The sequence below is a fragment of the Aquibacillus kalidii genome (genome assembly GCF_014280935.1).
In the GTDB taxonomy this organism is placed as follows: domain Bacteria; phylum Bacillota; class Bacilli; order Bacillales; family Amphibacillaceae; genus Aquibacillus_D; species Aquibacillus_D kalidii.
The window spans coordinates 58636-82420 of record NZ_JACLZI010000064.1; the positions used below are offsets into that span (position 1 = coordinate 58636).

At 35.3% G+C, this 23785-nt stretch carries 24 protein-coding genes and 3 riboswitches; of the genes, 4 read left to right on the top strand and 20 right to left on the bottom strand.

Going from position 1 to position 23785, the window contains the following annotated elements:
- Positions 1 to 2: 2 nt before the first annotated feature.
- Genes H7K77_RS20030 through H7K77_RS20040 form a run of 3 tightly spaced genes read right to left on the bottom strand, consistent with a single transcriptional unit; the run spans position 3 to position 4213 of the window.
- Entirely contained in the window at positions 3 to 878 is an 876-nt protein-coding gene (locus H7K77_RS20030; protein WP_235989026.1) for an ABC transporter permease, read from the bottom strand.
- Positions 879 to 1811 carry an ATP-binding cassette domain-containing protein gene (locus tag H7K77_RS20035; RefSeq protein ID WP_186580627.1) on the bottom strand — a complete coding sequence of 311 codons (933 nt, stop codon included), beginning with the start codon at positions 1809 to 1811 and terminating at the stop codon, positions 879 to 881.
- Positions 1808 to 4213, bottom strand: a complete 2406-nt coding sequence (locus tag H7K77_RS20040) for a hypothetical protein (protein WP_186580629.1) — start codon at positions 4211 to 4213, stop codon at positions 1808 to 1810. Before H7K77_RS20040 ends, H7K77_RS20035 begins: the two co-directional genes overlap by 4 nt.
- A gap of 232 nt (positions 4214 to 4445) precedes the next feature.
- On the opposite strand from H7K77_RS20040, the gene H7K77_RS20045 reads away from it, so the two are divergent.
- Entirely contained in the window at positions 4446 to 4811 is a 366-nt protein-coding gene (locus H7K77_RS20045) for a hypothetical protein (RefSeq protein ID WP_186580631.1), read from the top strand.
- Between the two features lie 70 nt (positions 4812 to 4881).
- On the opposite strand, the gene glpX is transcribed toward H7K77_RS20045, so the two are convergent.
- The 6 genes from glpX to H7K77_RS20075 all read right to left on the bottom strand — a co-directional run bounded on the left by glpX (position 4882) and on the right by H7K77_RS20075 (position 9049).
- Entirely contained in the window at positions 4882 to 5844 is a 963-nt protein-coding gene (gene glpX, locus H7K77_RS20050; RefSeq protein WP_186580679.1) for a class II fructose-bisphosphatase, read from the bottom strand.
- Positions 5845 to 5918: 74 nt separating this feature from the next.
- On the bottom strand, positions 5919 to 6719 hold the full coding sequence (locus H7K77_RS20055) for a pyruvate, water dikinase regulatory protein (protein ID WP_186580633.1): 801 nt from the start codon (positions 6717 to 6719) through the stop codon (positions 5919 to 5921).
- A gap of 17 nt (positions 6720 to 6736) precedes the next feature.
- On the bottom strand, positions 6737 to 7378 hold the full coding sequence (locus H7K77_RS20060; RefSeq protein WP_186580635.1) for a helix-turn-helix transcriptional regulator: 642 nt from the start codon (positions 7376 to 7378) through the stop codon (positions 6737 to 6739).
- Positions 7379 to 7670: 292 nt separating this feature from the next.
- Entirely contained in the window at positions 7671 to 8108 is a 438-nt protein-coding gene (locus H7K77_RS20065) for a GNAT family N-acetyltransferase (protein ID WP_186580637.1), read from the bottom strand.
- 29 nt (positions 8109 to 8137) lie between these two features.
- Positions 8138 to 8722 carry a kinase gene (locus tag H7K77_RS20070; RefSeq protein ID WP_268911946.1) on the bottom strand — a complete coding sequence of 195 codons (585 nt, stop codon included), beginning with the start codon at positions 8720 to 8722 and terminating at the stop codon, positions 8138 to 8140.
- Positions 8723 to 8872: 150 nt separating this feature from the next.
- A complete protein-coding gene (locus H7K77_RS20075; protein WP_186580641.1) occupies positions 8873 to 9049 on the bottom strand; it encodes a hypothetical protein in 177 nt (58 codons plus the stop codon).
- A gap of 142 nt (positions 9050 to 9191) precedes the next feature.
- Here H7K77_RS20075 and H7K77_RS20080 point away from each other — a divergent pair, with 142 nt between their 5' ends.
- The gene (locus H7K77_RS20080) at positions 9192 to 9644 is read left to right on the top strand and encodes an NUDIX hydrolase (protein WP_222599470.1); all 453 of its coding nucleotides are present in this window, start codon (positions 9192 to 9194) and stop codon (positions 9642 to 9644) included.
- Between the two features lie 190 nt (positions 9645 to 9834).
- Here H7K77_RS20080 and H7K77_RS20085 read toward each other — a convergent pair whose 3' ends face one another.
- The 7 genes from H7K77_RS20085 to H7K77_RS20110 form a co-directional block, all read right to left on the bottom strand.
- Entirely contained in the window at positions 9835 to 10857 is a 1023-nt protein-coding gene (locus H7K77_RS20085; protein ID WP_186580643.1) for an STAS domain-containing protein, read from the bottom strand.
- Between the two features lie 139 nt (positions 10858 to 10996).
- Positions 10997 to 11173 carry an anti-repressor SinI family protein gene (locus H7K77_RS20090; protein ID WP_186580645.1) on the bottom strand — a complete coding sequence of 59 codons (177 nt, stop codon included), beginning with the start codon at positions 11171 to 11173 and terminating at the stop codon, positions 10997 to 10999.
- A gap of 27 nt (positions 11174 to 11200) precedes the next feature.
- Positions 11201 to 11287: riboswitch (cyclic di-GMP riboswitch) on the bottom strand.
- 148 nt (positions 11288 to 11435) lie between these two features.
- Positions 11436 to 12983, bottom strand: a complete 1548-nt coding sequence (locus H7K77_RS20095; RefSeq protein WP_186580647.1) for an alpha/beta hydrolase — start codon at positions 12981 to 12983, stop codon at positions 11436 to 11438.
- A 120-nt stretch (positions 12984 to 13103) separates the two neighbouring features.
- Positions 13104 to 15365, bottom strand: a complete 2262-nt coding sequence (locus tag H7K77_RS20100; RefSeq protein ID WP_186580649.1) for an EAL domain-containing protein — start codon at positions 15363 to 15365, stop codon at positions 13104 to 13106.
- An 84-nt stretch (positions 15366 to 15449) separates the two neighbouring features.
- A riboswitch (cyclic di-GMP riboswitch) is annotated at positions 15450 to 15534 on the bottom strand.
- Between the two features lie 159 nt (positions 15535 to 15693).
- Positions 15694 to 17004, bottom strand: a complete 1311-nt coding sequence (locus H7K77_RS20105; RefSeq protein WP_186580651.1) for a sensor domain-containing diguanylate cyclase — start codon at positions 17002 to 17004, stop codon at positions 15694 to 15696.
- Between the two features lie 117 nt (positions 17005 to 17121).
- Positions 17122 to 17203, bottom strand: a riboswitch (cyclic di-GMP riboswitch).
- Positions 17204 to 17569: 366 nt separating this feature from the next.
- The gene (locus H7K77_RS21135; RefSeq protein WP_222599472.1) at positions 17570 to 17758 is read right to left on the bottom strand and encodes a hypothetical protein; all 189 of its coding nucleotides are present in this window, start codon (positions 17756 to 17758) and stop codon (positions 17570 to 17572) included.
- Between the two features lie 53 nt (positions 17759 to 17811).
- On the bottom strand, positions 17812 to 18771 hold the full coding sequence (locus H7K77_RS20110) for a TRM11 family SAM-dependent methyltransferase (RefSeq protein WP_328701174.1): 960 nt from the start codon (positions 18769 to 18771) through the stop codon (positions 17812 to 17814).
- Positions 18772 to 19172: 401 nt separating this feature from the next.
- Here H7K77_RS20110 and H7K77_RS20115 point away from each other — a divergent pair, with 401 nt between their 5' ends.
- The gene (locus tag H7K77_RS20115) at positions 19173 to 19403 is read left to right on the top strand and encodes a hypothetical protein (RefSeq protein ID WP_186580653.1); all 231 of its coding nucleotides are present in this window, start codon (positions 19173 to 19175) and stop codon (positions 19401 to 19403) included.
- A gap of 84 nt (positions 19404 to 19487) precedes the next feature.
- Here the strand turns inward: H7K77_RS20115 and H7K77_RS20120 are convergent, their stop codons facing one another.
- Positions 19488 to 19958, bottom strand: a complete 471-nt coding sequence (locus H7K77_RS20120) for a respiratory nitrate reductase subunit gamma (protein WP_186580655.1) — start codon at positions 19956 to 19958, stop codon at positions 19488 to 19490.
- 241 nt (positions 19959 to 20199) lie between these two features.
- On the opposite strand from H7K77_RS20120, the gene H7K77_RS20125 reads away from it, so the two are divergent.
- Complete coding sequence (locus tag H7K77_RS20125; protein ID WP_186580657.1) at positions 20200 to 20925, top strand: DsbA family oxidoreductase; 726 nt, start codon at positions 20200 to 20202, stop codon at positions 20923 to 20925.
- A gap of 56 nt (positions 20926 to 20981) precedes the next feature.
- On the opposite strand, the gene H7K77_RS20130 is transcribed toward H7K77_RS20125, so the two are convergent.
- The 3 genes from H7K77_RS20130 to H7K77_RS20140 form a co-directional block, all read right to left on the bottom strand.
- Complete coding sequence (locus H7K77_RS20130; RefSeq protein ID WP_328701175.1) at positions 20982 to 21719, bottom strand: amino acid ABC transporter ATP-binding protein; 738 nt, start codon at positions 21717 to 21719, stop codon at positions 20982 to 20984.
- 15 nt (positions 21720 to 21734) lie between these two features.
- Complete coding sequence (locus H7K77_RS20135; protein ID WP_186580659.1) at positions 21735 to 22397, bottom strand: amino acid ABC transporter permease; 663 nt, start codon at positions 22395 to 22397, stop codon at positions 21735 to 21737.
- Between the two features lie 67 nt (positions 22398 to 22464).
- The gene (locus H7K77_RS20140) at positions 22465 to 23277 is read right to left on the bottom strand and encodes a transporter substrate-binding domain-containing protein (protein ID WP_186580661.1); all 813 of its coding nucleotides are present in this window, start codon (positions 23275 to 23277) and stop codon (positions 22465 to 22467) included.
- Between the last annotated feature and the right edge of the window lie 508 nt (positions 23278 to 23785).

Here is a 23785-nt window from a genome sequence, read left to right on the forward strand (position 1 = left end):
GGTTACCCCTTCTTTTTTCTTGATTTTAGCTGAGTCGAAGGTCTAAGTCTTATAATACTAACAAACAAGGAAAAAATCGTAATAATCGAGTAGGATGTAATAAACCCTTTCCACAAATCCCAATTCACCCCCGCCGATTGAAGTGATCTCTCAACAGTAGGTTCATAAATTGAAAATAGTGTCGCAGCTGGATTAAGCATTAAAGCTACATACGGTAGGTAGTGATTCCCTTGGGTTACCCCACTCGGTCCTGTATATTGTTGCATCACAAAACGTAGGGAGATGAAGAATAAAATTAATGTTCCAACAACTAGGAACACCATCACCCCATACGTAGTGATTGTTGCCACCATCGTCCGTCGTATCAATGTAGAAAACATAATCCCAAGGCTTCCAATAGTAAGCATTGTCAATAAATGAAAACTAAATGTTATCATCACCATTTCCGGTGATACACCACCATATAAGAACACAATACTATAAAGCGGTAAGGATGCGATTAGCATTAGAAATAAGTAGGCTATCGAAGAGAATAGTTTGCTTAAAATGATCGATGTAGACGATTGTTGTGTTGTTAATAAAATATTTAACGTCTGCATTTCTCGCTCTCCACTTATTGCACCGGCTGTAAGTCCAGGAGTCATAAACAGAATTAACCCTAATTGTCCTATCCCTAATACCATAAAGAGATTTCGACTGTCGGTTGCAGTGAAACTATCATAACTAAGATATGATTCTATATAAATAAACGCTAAACAGGCAATACCACATACAAGTAAATAGAAAAACAGACCGAGAAAACTTTTAAATGTACGAAATCTTAATTTTACTTCCTTATTCAAAACTGGATTGATGAACAATGACATGAAGCGGTCCAATTACTCGTCCCCCTTTGTTATTTCCATAAAGATGTCCTCTAAATTACTCTGCTTCTGAGTAAAGGTTAGAATCGGAATTTCATTTTTAACTGCTTTTCTCAGTAATTCTATTTGATCATCTTCTGTCCCTTCATAGGAAACATGAAGCAGAAGTTCAGTTTTTTCATCCCGCTCGACTTGAAGAACATTAGGATCCTCCTGGAAAAAAGCTATGGTACGTTCTATATTATTCTTCACTTGGATATTCAGTATTTTTTGTGCTTGCAGTTGGTTTTCAATTTGACCAACATTGCCACTAGCAATCAAATTTCCATGTTCAATAATACCCAGGTAATCACACATTTCAGATAGTTCTGGAAGGATGTGAGAGGAAATAATGATCGTTTTTTCCATGTTTTTTAATTCTTTTAAAATACCTCTCATCTCTATTCTTGCACGCGGATCCAAACCAGATGCAGGTTCATCTAAAATTAAAACCTCTGGGTCATGAATTAATGCTCTTGCCAAACAAAGTCTTTGCTTCATTCCTCTTGAGAGGACATCTACGTAACTATCTTTTTTATCTATTAAGTTAACTAACTCTAGTAACTGTGGAATGATTGCTTTTCTTTCATTACTCGGTACACCATAACTAGCGCCATAGAAATCTAAGTATTCGTGTACTTTAAATTGATCGTAGACACCAAAGAAATCTGGCATATACCCTATGTGCTTACGAACCTGCTTCGGATTTTTCGTAACATCATATCCATTTACATAAGCAGTTCCATTTGTTGGTGCAAGTAAGGTAGCTAGTATAGAGAAGGTAGTAGACTTCCCAGCACCGTTAGGCCCGACAAATCCAAATACTGTCCCTTTATCAATAGAAAGATTTAAATTATTCAATGCGGTAAATGAACCGTACTTTTTAGTTAAATTATTTATTTCTATCACTGTCCAATGCCCCCTTCTATGGTAACAACGGGTACTTCAATACCAGTCCCCATACTTGAAACCACTTTTAAAACGATAGCATTGTCCTTCACGTATTTGACATCTGCATCCTGATCAAGTGTAACTAGATTTTTATTCAACGGCTCGTACTCTCCCGTTTCATTATTGTAAATATTGTAGGCAAGTCCTGCTGCTGGCTGCTTCAATTTTATATCTAATTCATTGAGAACAAATTGTTTATTTATAAACGCTTCCGGGAATCGGTAGGTTAATAGGTATGTTCCCGATTCAGCATCAAAAAATGGCTCCCCATCCAATAGACCGTTATAATGAATTATTCCATTTTGTGCGGAAAGTTCTGGCATTGTTAGGTCTGTTGAGAAACTCTCTTCCCCAGTTGGTAGATCAATCGTAACTGGTTGTGTAAACAGATTTAAATTGGTCTGATCCGTTTCTTTATCATTTACATTTATCTTCACTAATTGTTGATTAGTAAATCCGATTAAAATAGGAGTATTATCAGCCGCATACATATGGTTTCTTATTGCATTTGATAATAATTCTATTTTTTTCTGATCCTCACTCATCTGATTCATAGAACCATTTTGCGCCCCAAACATTTGATAGGCTAGATCAGGACCTGGAGATTGAAACAATTGGTTTTTAGATGTACTCATTTTAATTTTCTTTGTTTCATTCGCTTCTAGTTTACCGATTTTTTCATATTTCTGACCTGATAATAAGTACACATCTTCAAAATCATAAGCAAACTTATTGGTAAGATTACCCTTTATAGCACCATCTTTAATTTGTAAATCCGCTTCAAAGTAACCATACTGTTGTGTCGGAATGTCAATACTAGCGCTTCGTGGTGACCAAAATTCCACATCTAAGTAATGGAGATTTTGTATATCCCCATCCGTTTCGATTACTGGTCTGTTCACCGTTGACATTTCCCCACTATAAGAGCCATTAGAAGGAAAAGGATGGAGACTTTTATTTACATTTAGGATATAAGATCCAGAATCCTGAGAAAGCATGGAAATAGCCCCTTCTCCTCCACCAACACCTTGTTCATTTATAGAAATAATAGATGCTGAACTCGCTTGAATACTGCCCAACCGATCCTTTGCACCTGTTGCGTATAAACCAATACTAGAGATAACCGCTATTACAGGTATTACAACCCAGGCCCACTCACGCTTATCCATCTTCTTTAACACAAAAAACAAAATCGGAATGATAACGAGGAGATAGACAACAAAAAGTAACACCAAAGTCGGTAATTCAAAATTGGCAAGTGTTGCAAATTGATTAGCAATCGACACTAAATCTTCTCCCATAACATACCCTTGCTGTTGCATGTTTTGATTCATATTGACCGTTATTTGATTAACGATAGCTTGCCATAACATCTCATTTCCCTTCCAATCAGAGAAGGAAGGATGTCCTAGATCATAGCTGAATTGTGTGACAGTACCTTTTCCAGCATTTAATTCCATAACCAATGGAATACCATGTTCGTCAAATTGGACAGTAGCTTGATCCTTTAAATCACCTGTAAAAATCTCTAAATTGTCAACCTCTATACCATTCTCGGAAAATTCGGCATACGATTCGATTGTTTGTACAGTTTCTTTACCTGTGATAGATAGTGGCAAAAGTTCTGATAACTCACCTAACTGTTGCTCCATACCTGGTTCACTGCCCACTACTAATGTTCCACCGTCATGGACCCATTCTACAATAGTCTTTTGTATATCCACTGGAAGCTTTGCAATAGCATAGTCATTAATGACTAATAAATCAAATACCTCATAACCTACAGCTTCACTTGGTAAATCTTCCTCATCTAGAACTAGCATTTCTGGAGTATTACCTACTAAAGAAGTAAGCTTTAAGTAATTCAAGCTATCAGGACGTTCGCTAAGTACTCCAATGATAAGTTGATTCTGTTGTACATATGTAGGGGTTATTTCCAATTTCGAGTCAATTTTAACTTCTTTACCGTCTTTCCAATCACCCTCATATAAATGGAACTGTTGCACTTTCGCTTGAGACGGACCTTGCCGCAATACGTCCATTCCAATCATGCCAGGCAATGAAAACTTAATGGTTTTTGTTGCGCCAGATGCTATGTCTATTGGAATAATCGTATCACCGATAGATTGATAGTTTTTTGGAATAGTGATAACAAGATCTCCGGAGAAATCCTCTTTGTTATTAGTAATTGTCAGTGTTACTGGCAACCCCTGCTCCATTTTTGCTTTCCCATTAATTCCAGCTTCCACCTTTATATCCAATCTGTTCTCTTCAACAGCTTGCACGTTATCCACTAGAATAAATTGCGTAAAGAAAAAAATGATCATTATGATTCCTAGTAACTTAGTTTTATTGTTCACTAATTTACCTCCCTTTTTTGTTCTTACTGTTAATGACGATACTCTAGTCACAAAAGTTTCTTTTTGTCTAAAACTTATAAAACGTTTAAATAAATACAATAAATTGGTAAATTTATGTAAAATGGATTATTTAGCATACTATTTCCAATAAGATGAATTATAAGTATGGATTTACAAGTGAAGATTGATTTGTAAATCCAAATAACTTAGTAAAACGGAGGATCTTATACTTATGCAAACAGGAGTACAACAACTTAATCAATGCCGTCAGACAGTTCAGCAACTGATCAACCAGACACAACAAAGCAGTCATCAATATCGCCAAATGTTACATCAAGAACATTCTAACATCCAAATGCTACAACAAATCCTTTCACACGAGCAACAGGCAGCACAAGTTATTCAAAACGCTTTAAAAGAACATGAAAATGCTATCCAACAATGTCAACAAGTGTTAAACATCTGTAACCAAATCCAGCAAGAAGTTACTGGTCAACAAACTTCCATGGTTAACCCTAGTATGCAAGGTTTCCAAGCTCAAACACACACGCACAGCTCAGTGCCTAATTTCCAACAGCAAAACACTTATCAGCAGTAAAAAAACAGACCGGCTTATAGGGTAACTACCCTAATGCTGGTCTGCTTTTTCTCTTCGGAAATTATAAATATTAAGATATAACTAGATTAGGTTTTTTCACTAAGCTATGTTTCCCATCAATGAATCTTACTGTACCCGATTTCGCTCGCATTACAACAGATTGAGTTGTACCTGAAGATGCTTTGAATTGGACACCTTTTAATAGCTCTCCATCCGTTACACCTGTAGCTGCAAAGATTGCGTCATCACCTGAAACAAGATCTTCCATTCTTAATACTTTGTTAACATCTAGCCCCATTTTTATGCAACGCTCTAATTCATCATTATTTTTGGGGACGAGCTTACCTTGTATTTCACCACCAAGACATTTCAATGCTACCGCTGCAAGGACTCCCTCCGGTGCTCCACCTTCACCAATTAGCATATCAACACCAGTATGGTCAAATGCAGTATTTATAGCACCAGCAACGTCACCGTTATCAATTAATTTAATTCGAACACCTGCCTCACGTAATTCGTTAATAATAGGTGTATGTTTTTCTCTTTTTAATATGGTAACAACTAGGTCTTCCACATCTTTATTTTTGGCTTTAGCAACTGCTTTTAAATTATCAATAACAGGGGCTTCTATATCAATACAACCCACGGCTTCAGGGCCAACAGCGATTTTGTTCATATACATATCCGGAGCATGGAGTAAATGGCCACTATCAGCAATTGCAATTACCGCTAAAGCATTCCATCCTCCTGATGCCACAATCGTTGTTCCTTCTAATGGGTCCACCGCAACGTCTACTCTAGGACCATAACCAGTTCCTAATTTTTCACCAATGTAAAGCATTGGTGCCTCATCCATTTCTCCTTCTCCAATTACCACTGTTCCTTTCATAGGAACAGTGTCTAACACATCCCTCATCGCTGTAGTGGCTGCTTCATCTGCCTCATCCTTTTTACCACGCCCCATCCAACGCGCTGATGCTAGCGCCGCAGCTTCCGTAATTCTAACAATCTCCATTGATAAACTTCTTTCCATCATCTTCATCCCCCTTAAATTAATTCAAAATATTCAGTAATTTTATGATATAGAAAAACCAAGAAGGTTTCTCTCTACATAAGTCCAATTATAATTCCAGCAGTTTCTTCAATTGATTTATCTGAGACATTAATAACTGGGCATTGCAATCGTTTCATGATTTGATCAGCATTTTGAATTTCCTTTTTTATTTGCTCAATCGATGCATAGGAAGCTTCGTTAGGTAACCCTAATGCCTTTAAACGCTCTGTTCTAACCTTAAGCAGATGGTCTGGATCGATAGTTAAACCAATAATAAGCTGATTTCCTGACGCTGTTAGTTCCAACGGCGGTTTTGAATCAGGTAGAATCGGAAAATTTGCTGTTTTAATTCCTTTATGTGCTAAGAATATACTCAATGGGGTCTTAGAAGTTCTCGAAACCCCTATTAATACTACTTGCGCTTTTAATAAACCTCGAACATCCTTTCCATCATCATACTTAACAGCAAACTCAACTGCTTCAATACGTTTAAAATATTCTTCATCTAATACTTGACGTTGACCAGGTTCAGGCTTAGGTGAATCGTTAAACGTATCTATATAGGCTTGCATCATTGGACCCATTACATCGACTGCACGGATTCCATTTACAATCGATTCTTGTTTCATTTTTTCTCTTAAATGTGGTTGAACTAAGGTATAAGCAATAAACCCTCCAGTAGATACTACTTCAGCTAGAATTTCTTGAATATCTTCTTCACTTTGAATATGTCCGTAGCGTTTGAGCTTAACATCGTTACTAGAGAACTGTCTTGCGGTTGCTTTAGCTACTGCTTCTGCTGTTTCACCAACAGCATCAGAACAAATATAAATGATTGGTTGTTGGGAAGTCATTGCCCAAGTCCTCCTCACTATCTTTCTTGACTAATTTCTAACAATACTTTTGTAAGATGAGTTTTAGTTATTCGCCCCACAACCAATTGTTTAGCTGGTTGTTGATCGTTATCTGGTTCTACTACGGGTAAACTGTCAACTTCAAATTGGACCATTTTTCTAGCAGCTTCTAGGATGGGATCATCTTGCAATACAGTATAGATATTCGGATGTCGTGTCATTACCAAGTGTACAGGGATAGTTGTAGTATTGGCATTTCCTAAAGTTACTTTTAGCAAGTCTTTACGAGAAACAATGCCTTCTAGGTATCCTTCACTGTCCACAACAACTAACGTCCCGACATCTTCCATAAACAAAGAAATGACGGCATCGTGAACAGGTGTTTTACCTTGTATTATTACAGGCAAGCCCTGAATATCTTTCACTTTAATTTCATGTAGTTTGTTCGGCAGACGATCCTCGTATTTTGCAGCATTCCCAAGAAAGTATCCGACCTTAGGCTTTGCATCCAAATAACCAGTCATAACAAGTACAGCTAAATCTGATCGAATCGTTGTTTTACTAACAGAAAGTAATTCAGCTATTTGTTCTGCGGTTATTGGTTCATGTTTCTTTAATATCTCTATTATATCTAGTTGACGATTTGTAAATTCGATCATGAAGTCCTCCTTCTCTAGATTAAAGTTATGTAATGACAGTTATTTAAACCAAAAAATCGCATTTATATAGTTTTCTTCTTAAATAATATATAATTAGTGTATCATATATATTAAATAATGTGCATTAATTATATGTAAATTTTATTTTTCGGGTAAAAAAGACCACAAACACACATTACTTCCATAAAAAAAACGCTACCTAGTTAAAGTAACGTTTTATGCTGCATATTTAGTAAGTGACTACTTCAAATTGTTACAATTCTTGAATGAGATTTTTAAGTAATAACAGTAGTTATAGCTTTATTTTCAAAACAATTTCTCCCCACATCACTTCTCCCGTCCTTGTAAAACCAATGTCTTCATAAAGACCAAGAGCATGATTATTTTCTGGTTCAGCACTAGTATAAAAATCGATAGCATCATAATTTTCTCTTAATTGCTCCATCAACTTTAAGGTAGCTTCCTTGCCATAACCTTGTTTTTGGTATCTCTTATCAATCATTAACCGGCAAAGCTCCATCCTATTTGTTTCTGGATCTATCCCATACATTAAGAATCCAACCATGCTATCGTTTTTAAAAATGGAGAGTGGATAAAGCTCATCTTCGAATACAGATTGCAACAAGGAATATGAATTTTCCGCCACAAAATCTCTTTGTTCTGCGGATACACTTAATGCAATGCACTCTTCCCAATTCTGTTTGTTTATTTCTTTAAATTCCAAACTCATTAAACCCTTCCTTTCATTCCATAAACTCCTTACCCATTAATAACTATATCAGCTTGGACTTTTGGATTAATTATATCTAAATAATAGTCTTCGGCTTTCCAATATCTATCTTCAAACTTACTTAGATTAGCCTTGATTGTTTTCCCTTCTCGTCTAAATCGTTCTTCCCTAGAACAATCTAAATAGACAATATAGTCAAAGAACTGCCGCCATTCCTTCCGTTGAAGAAAAATACCTTCTAGAAAAACAATAGAATTTTCTTTTAAATCAATTTCCTTAAAAGTCCTTTTATCATCGATAGTATCGTAAAAAGGGAGAGATAATACATATGTATTCTTAGTTAATACTTTTTCAAATAGCTGTTCTCTAAGCTTGTCCACCTCCCATTGTAACTCGTAATACTCATACCACTGCTCGTAATCTGTGTTATACCTTTTATTTGACTCAACGATAAAATCATCAATATGTAAAATAACAATGTCTCTGTTCAGCACTAAATTTCTTTTTAAATAACCTACTAAAGTAGTTTTACCAGACCTACTTAGTCCATCAATACCTATAAGTAATCTTTTGTCTGACTGCATTTGTGATATAGCATGCTGAATTGTCTTCAAATCTTTATTTTTGTCTTTCAGATTAATTCCTCCTACTTCAAAACAAGGTCGTAATAATTGAAAGCACCCTCCACAATGCGGACAAGGGGACTATTTGAATAATCATGCTATTCCATTTTGCCAAGGATGGTAAATTTGGAGTTGTTGATATTAATCATCTAAGTCAACCCTTTGAAATGGACTTTCTAATTCTTCTTGTTCTGCTTCTTCCCCATACTTTTCACGAAGCAATTGACCTAATTTCGAATTATCTATTCCACTTCTGACAGCTTTTTCAACAACTAGATATAAAATAAAAAGCGAAACTAGGTACCATATGAACATCATGTTATCCCTCCGCAGTTACATAATTTTATCATTTATAAGTTAACGTGATGAATAATATTAATCCTATTATATCATTAAAAAAGAGGTAAATAATCCCAACAGGCGAATATAGGTAGATGAGTAATCTAGAGGAGGAACAAAGATGGGATACGTTGAAGATCTCAGACAATTAGTTGGGAATGAACCTATCATTCTTGTCGGAGCCGTTGTAGCCGTAATAAATGAAGATGGACAAATCTTACTCCAGAAAAGAAAGGAAGGAGTATGGGGTTTACCAGGTGGACTTATGGAATTAGGTGAATCAGCTGAAGAGACCGCCAGAAGAGAGGTGTATGAAGAAACAGGTATCAAGATTGGTAATTTAGTTTTAAAAGGTGTTTTCTCTGGAAAACAGTATTTCGTAACATTACCAAACGGTGATCAGTTCCACCCAGTTACCATAGCGTATATTTCTAAAGATTTAAGAGGTGGAAAACCAAAGGCTGATGGTAAGGAAACGATCGATGTTAACTTTTTTGATGCAGACCGCTTACCAGAAAATCTAAGCCCTCTAATTCGGAATTTAATTGAAAAATATTATCCACTGAATTTATAAGTTTTTTCAAAGACAGAAATTATAAGATTATTTTTCAGCAAAAGAGAGGTGAAGAGCCTCGGCTATTTACTTGGCATCAAAAAAATCTAAATCTTTAATAGTAGATTTTTATAATCAGACCTAAAACGAGGTCATTTAATTCGCGATAATACCTTGTTAATTTTAGGTCTGATGTACTATTTACTACAATCTATGTTAGCTGCTTTTTCCCCATATCTGCTAACGCATAGTGTATTCCATGTTGCAAAGTCTGGAAGCAATCAAACGCTGACATGCTAATGCCTAATTTTGCTATATGAACACTTATCTGTGCTGAAATCCCTACTAAAACTGTACGTACACCAATTAGAGAAGCTGATGCACCAAGTTTTTCAATCAGTGTAAACGTTTGTTCACTGAATTTGGCATCTAAGCCAGTAAAATCTAATATCAGGTAGTTTGCTTGATAAGATGGTAGGTTGTGTAACGTTTTATCAATTAAGTCTTCTACTCGTTCTTCATCATATTTACCAATCAAAGGAACAACAACAATCCCATCTAACACAGGAATAATTGGTGTAGATAATTTCTTAACAAGCTCTTGTAGCTCCTTTGTTTTAGCATCGACCATCTCTTCTAATTCCACAATGTGCTCTAGCTCTTTTTTACGAGAAAGCTGGTGAATGTTATCTGTTATGGTTATATTAGAAGGGAAATATTTAACAACCGTAGAATCATAGCCCTCTAATTGAAATTGTTCTACATTGTACCAGATATTTTCACTTAAAAGCCCGCTAAAAATCCCCGCAAAATGCGCAGGAAGAAAGCTGCCACCTCTTGTTTTCTTTTGAGCCTCATTAATCTTGTGCTCCCAACTATCTTTCATTTCAATAGTCAGCGTTTTTGTTTCCATATTCAAATTATGTACTAACGTTCTTCCCCATCCTGCTGTTGCATATGTGTTTGTAATCATATCTGCTGCTTCAGAGGGATTTACCCCTTTCATCTTTTGAAAGTATTCACCTACCAATAGACCCTGCCTAAAGCCTGTTGCTTCTAAAACTAAATTTGAAGCTTCTATACCGGATATTTCCTCTATCGTATCAAAAAAAGCTTTCATTGCATCTGTAATCCAAAACAGAACTGCATCTTGACCCTCAAATTTAAATTCTCCTTTTGCTGTAACCCATTCGAAGTCGAGTCCGTCTATGCTTTTCTTGACATGTTCCCCCACTCTAACACCCCTTCCACCTAACAATTTTTAATTCCTATAATCATGATAAAGCAATTATTCTTTAATTAAAATGAAAACACCCTATGTAATAACAAAAGCGTTAATACAATAGGATGTTTATTTATAGTTAGATTTTGTTTTACTTGCTTCGATCTATTGTTGTTTTCGTTTCTAGTTTGACAATAAATTGATTTGGTAACTTGTTTCCTTTTTGATATAAACGCAAAAAGTCTTGAACCTCTTGCTTGCTTACCCCAGACAATCTTGCTTGCAGCATTAAACTAATCCATTCATGGTCGATTTCTGATGATTCCACCATATCCCCCCTAAAATACATTGTATCCCAGGCAGTCCAGCCATCTTGCTATAAAAATAACCAAGACCTGTGACTTTGCGTCCCAACCTTTCAGTAGGTTTGCCTTTTTCTTTGCGCCTCCCCTCCCCCTCTAACAGACTTGTTCGGTTAAAAGAATTTTCTGTAACTTATGATAGCAAATCAATCATTACTGTATCATTACACTAAAACACAATTAAAAAGTACCATTAACTAAAATAGTAATACCAAAGACAATATTACCTTATTTTAAAAAGATATTTTTTTGTAGTTGTATCATTTTTTTCTTTAAGTGATTATAGTCACCGTAATATTTTAGCGCCATGTTTAAATAGAATAATTCTTCTTTATGGTTATTTTTTTGATCATAATAGTTAACTAAAAAAAGCGCCATTTCTCCCCATTCACTCTCAATCGAATCACGAAGATCTAAAAACCAATCTTCAAATAAACCAAGTAGGATATTTTCACTCGCCTCTTTTAACATACTTCGATAGTGTTTTACCTTTTGCTCCATGTCATCTATCTGATGTCCTTCCCTAATTTTAGCAAGATGGATAAGTAAATCAGATTGTATTTGCCCATGAATAGAAATGTGTTCTCTATCCGTCGTAATAATAGGGTTACTTTCCAAATGAGCACTTGGTTCCAATATTTGTTTCAAATGATGGATGGCTACTCTTAAACAATTTCTTGCATTTTTAAGTTCTAATCCATGCCAAAATGTTTCACAAAGTATATCTCTTGTCACTGTTCGTTGGATTACAAGGTACACAAATATCTGCTTCGCTTTACGCTTGCCCCATCCTTCCGTAATCGGCACTCCATTTACAGAGACACGAAATCCATTTAAAATATCTAATTGAATGTTATTCTCCGCTGCCAATAAGATGTCTTCCTGATTCCTATAAAGGAGCTCTCGTATTTCTGCATACATTTCCATCGTCAGATATCTCTTATATTCATTACCTGGCAAGCTAGTTAAGAGGTCTCGACCTTTATTTTTTTCAATAAAACGGGTGATCCATTGAGCAGTTAGTTTAGGTTGGTCCATCTGAATCATAAAAGATGCGTATGGCACCGTCATGTAACTTGCATTTGGATTAAAATTCAAACTAGCACTAAACAATTCAGGAGGATATATAGCATCTTCAGAACCAGACAATAATAGAATTGGTACTTCAGTCTGCTGTAACGATTTTGCACCAACACTACCATACCCTATCTGAAATAGTTCAAAATATGTTGTTGGAGATACCTTGCTGTACGCATTAAGTAGAATTTTCTCTTTTCTTTTACTAGGAATATAGCAGATTTGACTAACTAAAGGCTCCCCAAGAGTAAGCATGGATTTATGTCCCTGAACCTGGCCCATTCTTTCCCTAGTTATTTTATCGCCGAGTAATTTAGGGTAATGAAGAGGCACACCAATTAATATAAGACTCTTCAATAAACCTTCTTTTTCACCAGCAATTTGTACACCGATGAAACCTCCAAAACCTTGACCAACAAAATAGTAGGATGAGATATTTAATTCCTTTACAATGAACTTCAAATCCTGACAAAGTAAATCTATCGTTTTCTTTTCCGCTCCCCCATCACTTTGTCCATGCCCTCTTAAGTCATATCTTAAAATATTATAATTCCTCTTAAAATAAGGGATTACGAAATCCCAAGAGTACATGTCCAAGCCAATACCATGTACTAAAATAATCGTATCCGTTATATCTTCACCATTTGATTCAATCCACTCATAGTGAATTTTTAACGATTTACGCATTAACAAAGCCAATTAGTCATCTCCTAACCTTCCAAAAATAGCAGACACATATCTGTAACCATACTAATTCGGTAAAAAAGAACATAATTCCTTTATGAGAGTTAGAATTTTCCAAAACTTTATAATTTCTAATTATGCTTCTTTTAACAGGATCGTTTGTTCTTCTAAATATAACTCAAATTGTTTAGGATCTATAGGCTTTGAATACAGGTATCCTTGTCCATAATTACACCCCTGCTCATCCAAAATTTTAGCTTGATATTCTTCTTCGATCCCTTCCGCTATAACATCAAGCTTCAAATTCAACCCAATATCTATAATAGTTTTTACCATTGACAGACTAGTTTGATCGGAAATATCTTGGACAAAAGACTTATCAATCTTAATAGCATCGATAGGTAACTCTTTTAAAATATGGAGTGAAGAGTATCCTGTACCAAAATCATCTATAGAGGTACTTAACCCCAATTCTCTCAACTGAGATAAAATAGTGATTGTGTCATCCACATTTTTCATAATACTCTCTGTGATTTCTAACTCTATAAAGTTCGAGTTTAACCCTGTATCCTTAAGAACCTCTTTAACCATTTCAATAAAACGATAATGCTCTAATTGACGCACAGAAACATTAACAGATACCGCTAACGTTGAGAAACCTTTTTCATGCCACTTCTTTGTTTGCATACAAGCTGTTCGTAAAACCCATTCTCCCACCGAAACGATGTTGCCTGTTTCCTCTAGTATCGGAATGAATTCCTGTGGTGAGATATGGCCCAGTTTTGGATGATCCCATCTAAGTAATGCTTCCATCCCTATAACTACACCTGATTTCAGTTCAATCTTGGGTTGATAAACAAGGGAAAATTGACCTTGATCTAGTGCTTTTCTTAATTCATTTTCTAACTCTACCTTTCTTGTTACCTTTTCATTTAATTCATTTGTAAAGAAACGATAGTTGTTTTTCCCACTGGCTTTAGCTAAATACATAGCTGTATCAGCATTCTTCAACAACAGATCTCTCGTTTTTCCGTTATCAGGGTATAGACTAATCCCAATACTTGGTGTCACTGCAATCTCATACTGGTTAAACTCGAATGGTTTCTTAAACGTATTAAGGACCTTGTTAGCTATGCTAATACAAGTTTGTTCGGTTGCATTTTCTATAACAATGACAAACTCATCCCCACCGATTCGATAGATTGAATCTATTGAAAATATTGATTTTAATCTCTCTCCAGCCAAAGTTAATATTTGATCACCAATCACATGACCTAACGTGTCATTAACATTTTTAAACCGATCTAGGTCAATTAGAAGAATGGCTGGTGAACACCTGTTATGATTTGCTTCAGCAATCATACTTCCTAAATCACTTGAAAAACTAGTCCTGTTCTTTAAACCAGTTAATAAATCATGATAGGCTAAATGACGAAATTCGCTCATTAGTTTTTTGTTACTAGCTGTTATTTTAACTTGGCGCACAATTATTATTACAAAAATAATAGATAAACCTGCACTCAAGTAATTTAGCTTCCAGTCATAACTACTAGTAACAAGCACTAGTAATAGAATAGCGATTGCATACGGAATTTTATCCTCCATTTTTTTAAAGAAATCATTCATTTCCCATTTTGACTCGTATGATTCACTTGAGACATTTTGCCCCGAAAATCCTATTAACAGAAGAGCTACCATATAAATAAGATCTATCCAACTACCAGTTTGGTAAATACCATTTAATGTTTGAAACGTATAACTCAAATCTGCTATTACTTGAAGGAATATCCCAACAATAATAAATAACAGGTTTTTGTTTTCTGGACTTTGATGGGACAGGAAATACAGCAAAGCTATTAGAAATAAATAACTCAGGTTGAAAATTGGATACATCATTGTAGCAAGTATTGCAACTAAAGACTCATTGTTAGCCATAATCGGGGTAACCAAATAATGCATCACTACAGAAACAGCAAAGATCATAAAAACAAATACGTAGAATGTATAAGGGTTATTTCGTATATGTAAACTTAGTAATTTCACTTTGTAAATTAAAGCAATTAAAAATAATGAATAGGCAAATAACCATATAATATAAGATAGGTTAGTGTAATTAGTAGATTCAAATAGTATCTGGTTCATTATCCATATTGTATTAGCAAGTATGTATAGAAGAACCCCATTACTTAATAAAAGCCAGAAGTTTCTACTTTTTCCACTTGTCTGTTTATATGCTCTCATTAACCAATATAAGCTTATTACACCAGTAATAAGGGGTCCAACTGATGCAAGCAGTGACCTTATCCAATCATTATTCTGAAATATATATATCCATAAAAGGGAATAAACACATATAATAAGCAGGAAAAAGCCAATAGAACGTCGATTATTATTCATTAAAACATCCCCCAACATGATTCATTAAAAAAAAAAGGTTATTTCCAGATTGGAAATAACCTTTTACTTATTATTGGTCATTCCTTTGGTAACTCAGCCACCATAGGTTATTACCTTTAGGCCTGTAGCTTTGCGTCCTTATTTTTCAATAAGTTTGCCATTATCAATGAAATTATTAGTAATATTGAACTAGTATCTTTATACACACATCTTACTATAAAAGACCAATAATTGACAGAGGATTTATTGCAATTTTGTAAAAAAATAAACTATTTTGTCGACATCTGTTAAAGCGCGCAATATTTAACCATTTATTTGTGCCTGCCACTTATGTTTGTTGATTATAAAATTTTATTTGATTCCTACCTGAATATTTTGCTGAATACAGTGCTTTATCCGCTCTGCTAATCAATTCGTGGACAGAGCTCCCATCATCTGGATATATAGCAACACCGATCGAGGAAGTGGTTTCTAGTAAACAATCTTTCAATTTCCAGGGATGCGCAAGCGACTCGGATAGACGATAGACAATTTCTTCGACCTCACTACGAGTCTTTAAATCTGATAACAATATAACAAATTCATCTCCACCAATTCTAGCAACCGTGTCTGTTTCACGAAGATTATTCTGAATACGTTGGACAAATTTCATCAGTAATGCATCACCGATATCATGTCCCTTTTCATCGTTAATTTCCTTAAAGTAGTCTAGATCCAAATAAATAAGACCTAACATTGTCCCATCTTTGTCTGCTAGTTTAATTGCTTTTGGAAACTCTAGCATAAAATAACGTCGATTAGGAATATTAGTTAAATAATCATAATAGGCCATAGACTGCAGACGATCCTCGTATTTCTTTCGTTCTGTTACTTCCCTCGCGGATATAACAATCGTATCGATACTTCCGTCTAAATTGTAAACACAAGACCAGTTTGCCTCAAACCATGCGTACTGTTTGTTTCGATTTAAGCATCTAAGTTCTAACTTGTCTTTAGAATATTTATTTTGGATCATTTCCTTAAAGATAGCGATCAAATCAGCATGATCATCTGGATGGACAAATTGAAGTGGACTCTTTCCGATAAATTGCGTATAAGGGTGACCGAGTTCTTGTTCGAATGATGGAGAGAGAAAAGTAATGGTACCATTATGATCCAACATTAATACCAAATCTTTCATATTTTCAGCAATTAGACGATATCTCATTTCGCTTGCACGTAATTTTTCTTCAGCATATTTCCGATCAGTAATATTTCGACTGACAATCACCATGTATTGCCTTTCTCCTAGTTCATCAAAAACAGGAGTTTTGCTAACCTCATAGGTTTGCATTCCATTTTCACTAATGAGAGTCTTCTCTACCTTTATGGCAGAACCATGTTCCCATGCTAAATTATCAGTTTCAACATTATACTCTAGGGAATCCTTTAGATGAGGACTATATTGAATTAAATCTATATCTGTTTTCCCTTGATACTCAACGTTAAGTAGGTCGTACGCTTTCAGTACTTGCTTATTTGTAACTAGCCAACGTCCTTGACCATCCTTTAGTACAATAAACTCCTCAACCATATCAATTAATAACCGTAATTGAGGCTCATTATCCATAAGGTGTAATAATTGATCTGAAAGTTTCATGTAAATTTTCCTTCCTACCTTACATAATAAGTATATTTAACACTTTCAAAAAAACGGTGGTGTAGAAAACAAAAAAGGTTATCCCCATTGGAAATAACCTGAACAATCAGTTACCCCTTTGGTAGCCCAGCCACCATAGAAAGTCCTTAGGTCTGCAGCTTTGCGCCCCCACTTTTCAATGAGTTAGCCATTTCAGTGAATACATATCATAATAGTTTTATATTTTATTTTATCATATCCCGTTCTAAAAAAATAATTAAAAAGTCCCTGTTGAATGAATGGACATACATGAATTGAAAACGTTTAACCTATAAATGAACTATCTTACCTAGGGCAGAGATACATTTTTCAATTTATCGTTTACATTAGATTGTTTATTTTTATTACTACAATCATCCTAAAATAATTATGGCAAAGTTGAAAAGTTGAAATTTATTATTCGAGTATATTTACTAACGCTTTAAATGAATGCTTACGTAATCTTATTGCTTTTTTATTGCATAGTTGAGAGAAAATCTGCAGCAACTAATTTTTTACACTCCCTTTCCACAAAGAAAATCGCAACTTATTGAAGCAGATTAGTGCGGTTAATTTCTTCTACCTCAAAATACCGCAACGATTGAAGCAGATTAGTGCAGGTAATTTCTTCTACCTCTAAATACCGCAACGATTGAAATGGATTAGTGCAGGTAATTTCTTCTACCTCTAAATACCGCAACGGTTGGGATGGATAGAATAATTTCTTGCGACGCATTCTATGGATATTGCGACAAAGGCAACGATGATTACTATAAGAGCCTACATTATTTAGCTACATACAATAACCTGTCTAGCAAAATTCCGCTTTCTTAATTCACACCGATCTACTATTGTAAAACCGCTTTTAATTAATATAGTATCAATTGGCTCGATTGTGATTACTACTAATTTCTTTGTAAACCTACGAGCATTTTGTATCATCTGAACTTTTACCTCTTCAGGCAAAACTGAGCATAGGTTATAAGGTAAATCAATAATTGCAACATCGTATTCCTCTTCGATGGAACATATATCTTCTATCCGCACTTCAGCCTTATAACCAAAATAGGCAATATTTTCTCTTATCCCTTTCATAATAAGTGGGTTAATGTCACTACCCACTATATCTATTCCCATGGATAACGCTTCGATTAAAACTGTCCCAATTCCACAGCATGGATCAATTACTTTAATACCTTTGGGATCGGGAACGGCTATGTTAATAACCGCCCTTGCAACTCGAGTATTTAAAGCTGTGGAATAATTGTAAGGCTTAGATTTATGCTTTAACCACACCGCTTGATTTTCCTTGTATGGACCAAAAAGCCACTTGCCCTTAACGAACATAACGGCAAACTGGATTTCGGGGTGATGCATATCTGCCTTCCCTCTTATATTATTTGCCACTTGCCTTATAATCTCGTTCCTATTTTCATAGTTAATTCTAGCTTTAGATGAATCCCCTCGATTTTTCACAAATAAAACCTTAAATGAGGAAGCTAACTCTGACATTGTATTCACTTGCTCAAGTAGGTCCTTGATGTTTTCACTCTGAAACATAACATCTAGTCTTCCACTTATAAACGGACTACGGCTTGGATCTATTAGTAAATGTGATTCAATACTGTTGTATTGAGATAAGGAATCTTTTCCAAATAATGATCGAATTTCTAAAGCGCATAAGGGAATTTCTTCCTCAGCACAAGCGTAATTGTATATGTAATATGAATCTTTACTGATGACGTTCACTACATTTTTGCCTCCAATTCTGAAGTTTATTATACCACGCTTGCCCCCACCTATATAACAAGTGCTTCTTACCCTTTACGCTTAATAACTGTTTCACTTAAGTAAGATCTTTTAGAAAACCTTTAGTATTAGAAAGAAAATTTATTTAATATTCATTATTTATTTTAAAACCTCTAAAACAATTCACTAAACATGGATGATCAGGTGGTGATAGGTACTATTTCAGAGCAATTATAAGAACGGAACCTTTATTGTAGTTCTTTTAATGCAAATCACGTTATATCTATTCAGGTAGAGTGTAATGACGTTTTGCCTCAGTCTGTTGCTATGCTAGAATTTCCTTATGAAATAAAGCTTTTAACCTATGCTTAATTCAGGAGGAGATTACGATCGCATTTGAAATGGCACCTAAATCTAAAACTTGTAGATTAGTAGCAACAACAAAAATGGGAGCAGATGTACACCTTACCGTACTTCATCAGGAGGATGGCTTTGTATATTTCCAACTTAGCGAAACAGATAAACAAAGGAAAGATATACAGGAATACATTAGCAACCTTCAACCTAAGATCCTCTCAGGAGTCTATAATACAGAATTGGTTGATATGTCAACAGAAGAAATATGTTGCTAGATAGGAAAAGCCCACTCGATTAAAATTATAATGAGGGGCTTTTTTTTACGCTATAAGAAAACAGTCGCTTCCTATGTCACTTGATTAGTATTCTTTAACAGGTTGAGTTTTAGTCCTATTTGTAACACGGAATCCAATACCTCTATATGAACCAAATATCATTCTCTTTCCACTTCCTACTAGTAAATATAAAAGGTTTATTAAGTATGATAAATTAAAAAGCTTTATAAAACTTGTAAAAGGTAAAATTAGGAGTAAAGAACAGAAACTCATTACATGTATCTTAAATAGAATTGGTGAGACTATAATGTTTTGATATTCTGCTTTAAAGCAGATCAAGTTCCAAATCCAAAAGAAATTCCCTTTTCCATACAGCAAGAAGAAAGAAACAATTCCCGTTACAATTGTAATAAACCCAACAAATGTACAGCAATCTTTTTTAAAGCCTGTTGCATAACTTTCTTTATTACCGTATTGCCAGATTAAACCCATTAGAAAAATTGCTATTGATGAAAAAGGTAATACAACCCACAGTACAATCTCAACCATCCCCATTGCTTCCACCCCTTACTTGTATTCTCTATACTTATCTTAAAGGTTATGACGATTTTGTGACATCGGGGATAATCCTTATTTTATAGAGAGAAAACCCCTACTAATTAAAAAGAGAATCCATAATGGGAATAGAATTCACACAGATCCGTGAAACATCCTGTGAAACAAGATCATTCGGGTGGTGACAGGCACTATATGTATGCTAGAATAATGTACATCTTATTAGATTGAGGTGTTACTTGTGAAAATAGAAGTATGGTCGGACTTTGTTTGCCCATTTTGTTATATTGGAAAGCGTAGGTTGGAATTAGCTCTTGATCAATTTGCTCATAAAGATCAAGTAGAAATTGAATATAAGAGTTTTGAATTAGACCCACATGCACCAAAGTACACAGAAAAAAGTATTTACGAAAGCTTGGCTACTAAATTTGGTACTAGTGAAGAACAAGTCATTGAAATGAACCAAGGACTAATTCAACAAGCTGCCGAAATTGGTTTAACTTATAACTATGATGACATGAAACCTACCAATACCTTTGATGCACATCGTTTAGCCAAATATGCCCAGACAGTAGGCAAGGAATCAGAAATAACTGAAAAACTTCTCTACAGTTATTTTACCGAATCCAAAAATGTAGGCGACATCGAGACGTTAATAGAAATTGCAGAAATTGTAGGACTAGATAAAAACAAAACATCAGAAGTATTGAATAACACAGATGCATTTGCAGATAAAGTTCGTGCGGACCAGAAACAAGCTCAACAACACCAGATAACCGGTGTTCCATTCTTCCTAATTAATGACAAATATGCTATTTCTGGAGCACAACCACTTGAAGCTTTTCAAAATGCGATTCAAAAAGTATGGGAGGAAGAGAACCCTAAGCCGCAATTCCTAGATCTCTCCTCTAACAATGATTTTGTTTGTAACGATGAAAGCTGCATAATCCCAACAGACAAAAAATAAAAAGATATAATTATATAAGGCGATTGAACACGACTCTAGTGTTCAATCGCCTTATTTTATAAAACGGAATTTAAAAACGCTCTCGTTCTTTCTTCTTTTGGATTATCGAAAATTTCTGATGGATGTCCATACTCTACAATCTGTCCTTCATGCATATAAAGAACATAATCTGCCACCTCGCGTGCAAAACCCATTTCATGAGTAACGACAACCATTGTCATCCCATCTTGAGCAAGTTCTTTCATTGTTGTGAGCACCTCACCAACTAATTCCGGATCAAGGGCAGAAGTGGGTTCATCAAATAACATAATATCTGGTTTCATAGCTAGTGCTCGTGCAATTGCAACTCGCTGCTTTTGTCCACCAGATAATTTAGAAGGGTAAACATCATATTTATCCCCTAATCCCACTTTATTTAATAAAGCCTTTCCTTCTTCCATTGCCTCTTTCTTATCAATACCCTTAACCTGAATCGGTGCTTCGATTACATTACCTAGAACAGTCTTATGGGGAAAAAGATTAAAATGTTGGAACACCATCCCTACTTTTTCTCTCACTTTATTTAAATCATGTGTTTTTGGTTCAACTTGTTCCCCTTCAACAATGATTCGCCCGGAATTTTTTAATTCAAGAAAGTTTAAGCACCGAAGCAAGGTACTTTTACCAGATCCACTAGCTCCAATTAGGACAACTACATCACTTTCATTAACCGTCAAATCCACACCTTTTAACACGTTTAGATCACCAAATGATTTGTTTAATTGCTCTACCCTCAGCATTTCTTTCCCATCCATCGTCTCCCTCCTTTCTTAATCACTAACTGCAAGTCTTTTTTCAACTTTATTCACAACAAAGGTTAGTACAAGAACTATTAAAAGGTAATATACTGCAACGGTTAAAAAATATGGGAAGAAGTCAAACGTATTGGATCCCATTGTACTAGCAACCCCGAACAAATCTTGCATCCCAATAAATGAGACTAGTGACGAATCCTTAATCCCAATAATAAATTGATTCCCTAATGATGGCACTGCTCTACGAAATGCCTGTGGCAATATAATACGCCTCATGGATAAGCTCTTTGTCATACCTAGCGAGCGAGCTGCTTCTTTTTGTCCCTGATCTATCGATTGTATGGCTCCCCGAATGATCTCAGCAATATAAGCACCGCTATGAAAAGCTAGTCCGGCTGCCCCCGCCCAGAACATCGGGATGAGTAAGATATCCGTAAGTCCGTAAAACAGAATAAAAATCTGTACGATTAACGGTGTACCTCTAACAATCCAAATATAACCATCAGCAATCCATTGAAGAGGCTTTATATTAGAAATTTTCAAGATGGCAAAAAATAAGCCAATTATTATTGCTATAAATAAGGAAACGACAGAGAGCTTTAATGTGATCCATAGACCGTCAATAAAAACGTCTAAACTGCTCGTGAAAACATCGAAGAAGTGTAAAATCTCTATCAACCCCTTTCAGATAAAAGTGTTATTCCCGTTTGATTGTTGGAGCTTTATACTATCTTAAAAAATAGTTCTACTCCTCGACATTCTCAGGTTCTTTCGTAATATCTACTCCAACCCACTCTTCTGAAAGTTTCTGCAATTCACCACTTTCAATCAATTCCTTTAGCGCTTTATCTACGGCCTTATATAATTTTTCATTTTCTTTATTAACTGCTATAGCCTGCTCGCTTACTCCTAGATGAAGTTTTGCTTCGATTTCTAATCCATTTTTAGTAGCTGTCATACCTGTTATATCATCCGTTATTACTGCATCATGGTGTCCACTTGCTAATGATTGCAACGCGACAACATCACTATCAACTTGCGGAATTTTATCCGTATATTCCTCTGCAATATCTAAATAAGTAGTACCCCTTGCGACGGATATTTCTTTACCATTTAAGTCTTCTTTCGTTTCAACATCACTATCTGGTCTTGTATAAACTACTGGACCTGAATAATAGTAAGGTGTTGTGAAGTCTACCTTTTTTAACCTATCCTCCGTTATCGTATGGCTGGCAACCGCTATGTCATAACGCCCTTCTGTTACCCCGGTTACGATGCCTGAAAACTTTGCCCGAACAGGATTTGCTTCTAATCCCAGTTTCTCAGCAATTGCTTTCCCGACTGCTACATCATAGCCCACCATTTCCGCTCCTTTCATAAAACTAAATGGTTTAAATTCGCCCGAGGAAGCAAATGTAAGTTTACCGTCTTCTACCAATGTAAACGCTGACTCTGTTTTTTCTGAATCCGTTTCATTTGAAGAACTTTCTCCACTACCACATGCTGATATCACGAATAGGATCATCATACTGACTAAAAACAAGCCTATCTTTTTCATAGAAAAACCCCTTTTATTTTTTTATCCACAAATGTTGTGGTTTGTACAACTTAGACATTTTTTTGTCTATTTTTTCATCTTGTTCCTTGTGCAGAAGACGCCTTCTCTGAAACGTCCAAACGGAACTCAAAGTGCTATTTAGAATTTACATTAACTTAAGCACAAGTCACCTTAGAATAATGGAGTTTTTAGGAATAGGTCCAACCAATAGTTAAGAGCAACTGTTAGTAATCTGCTGGATATTTTTTTCATTCGATAATTTCATAAGGGTTTCTAACATGTTGAATACTTTTCTTTCGGAGTTAATTAGGAGAGATTGAGAATGGATGTCTTTATATAACACTATGTCTGTATTAGAATAAAAATAACTGTAAATAGAGTGTTTCTAGATCTATAGATAGGAATATGTAGGAAAAAGAACAAAAGCGCAGAGCGCCGGTAAGCGACGTACGGACTGGACTGAGCCGTAGGAGATAAAGGCAACACGGTGAACGAAGTGAACCGATGT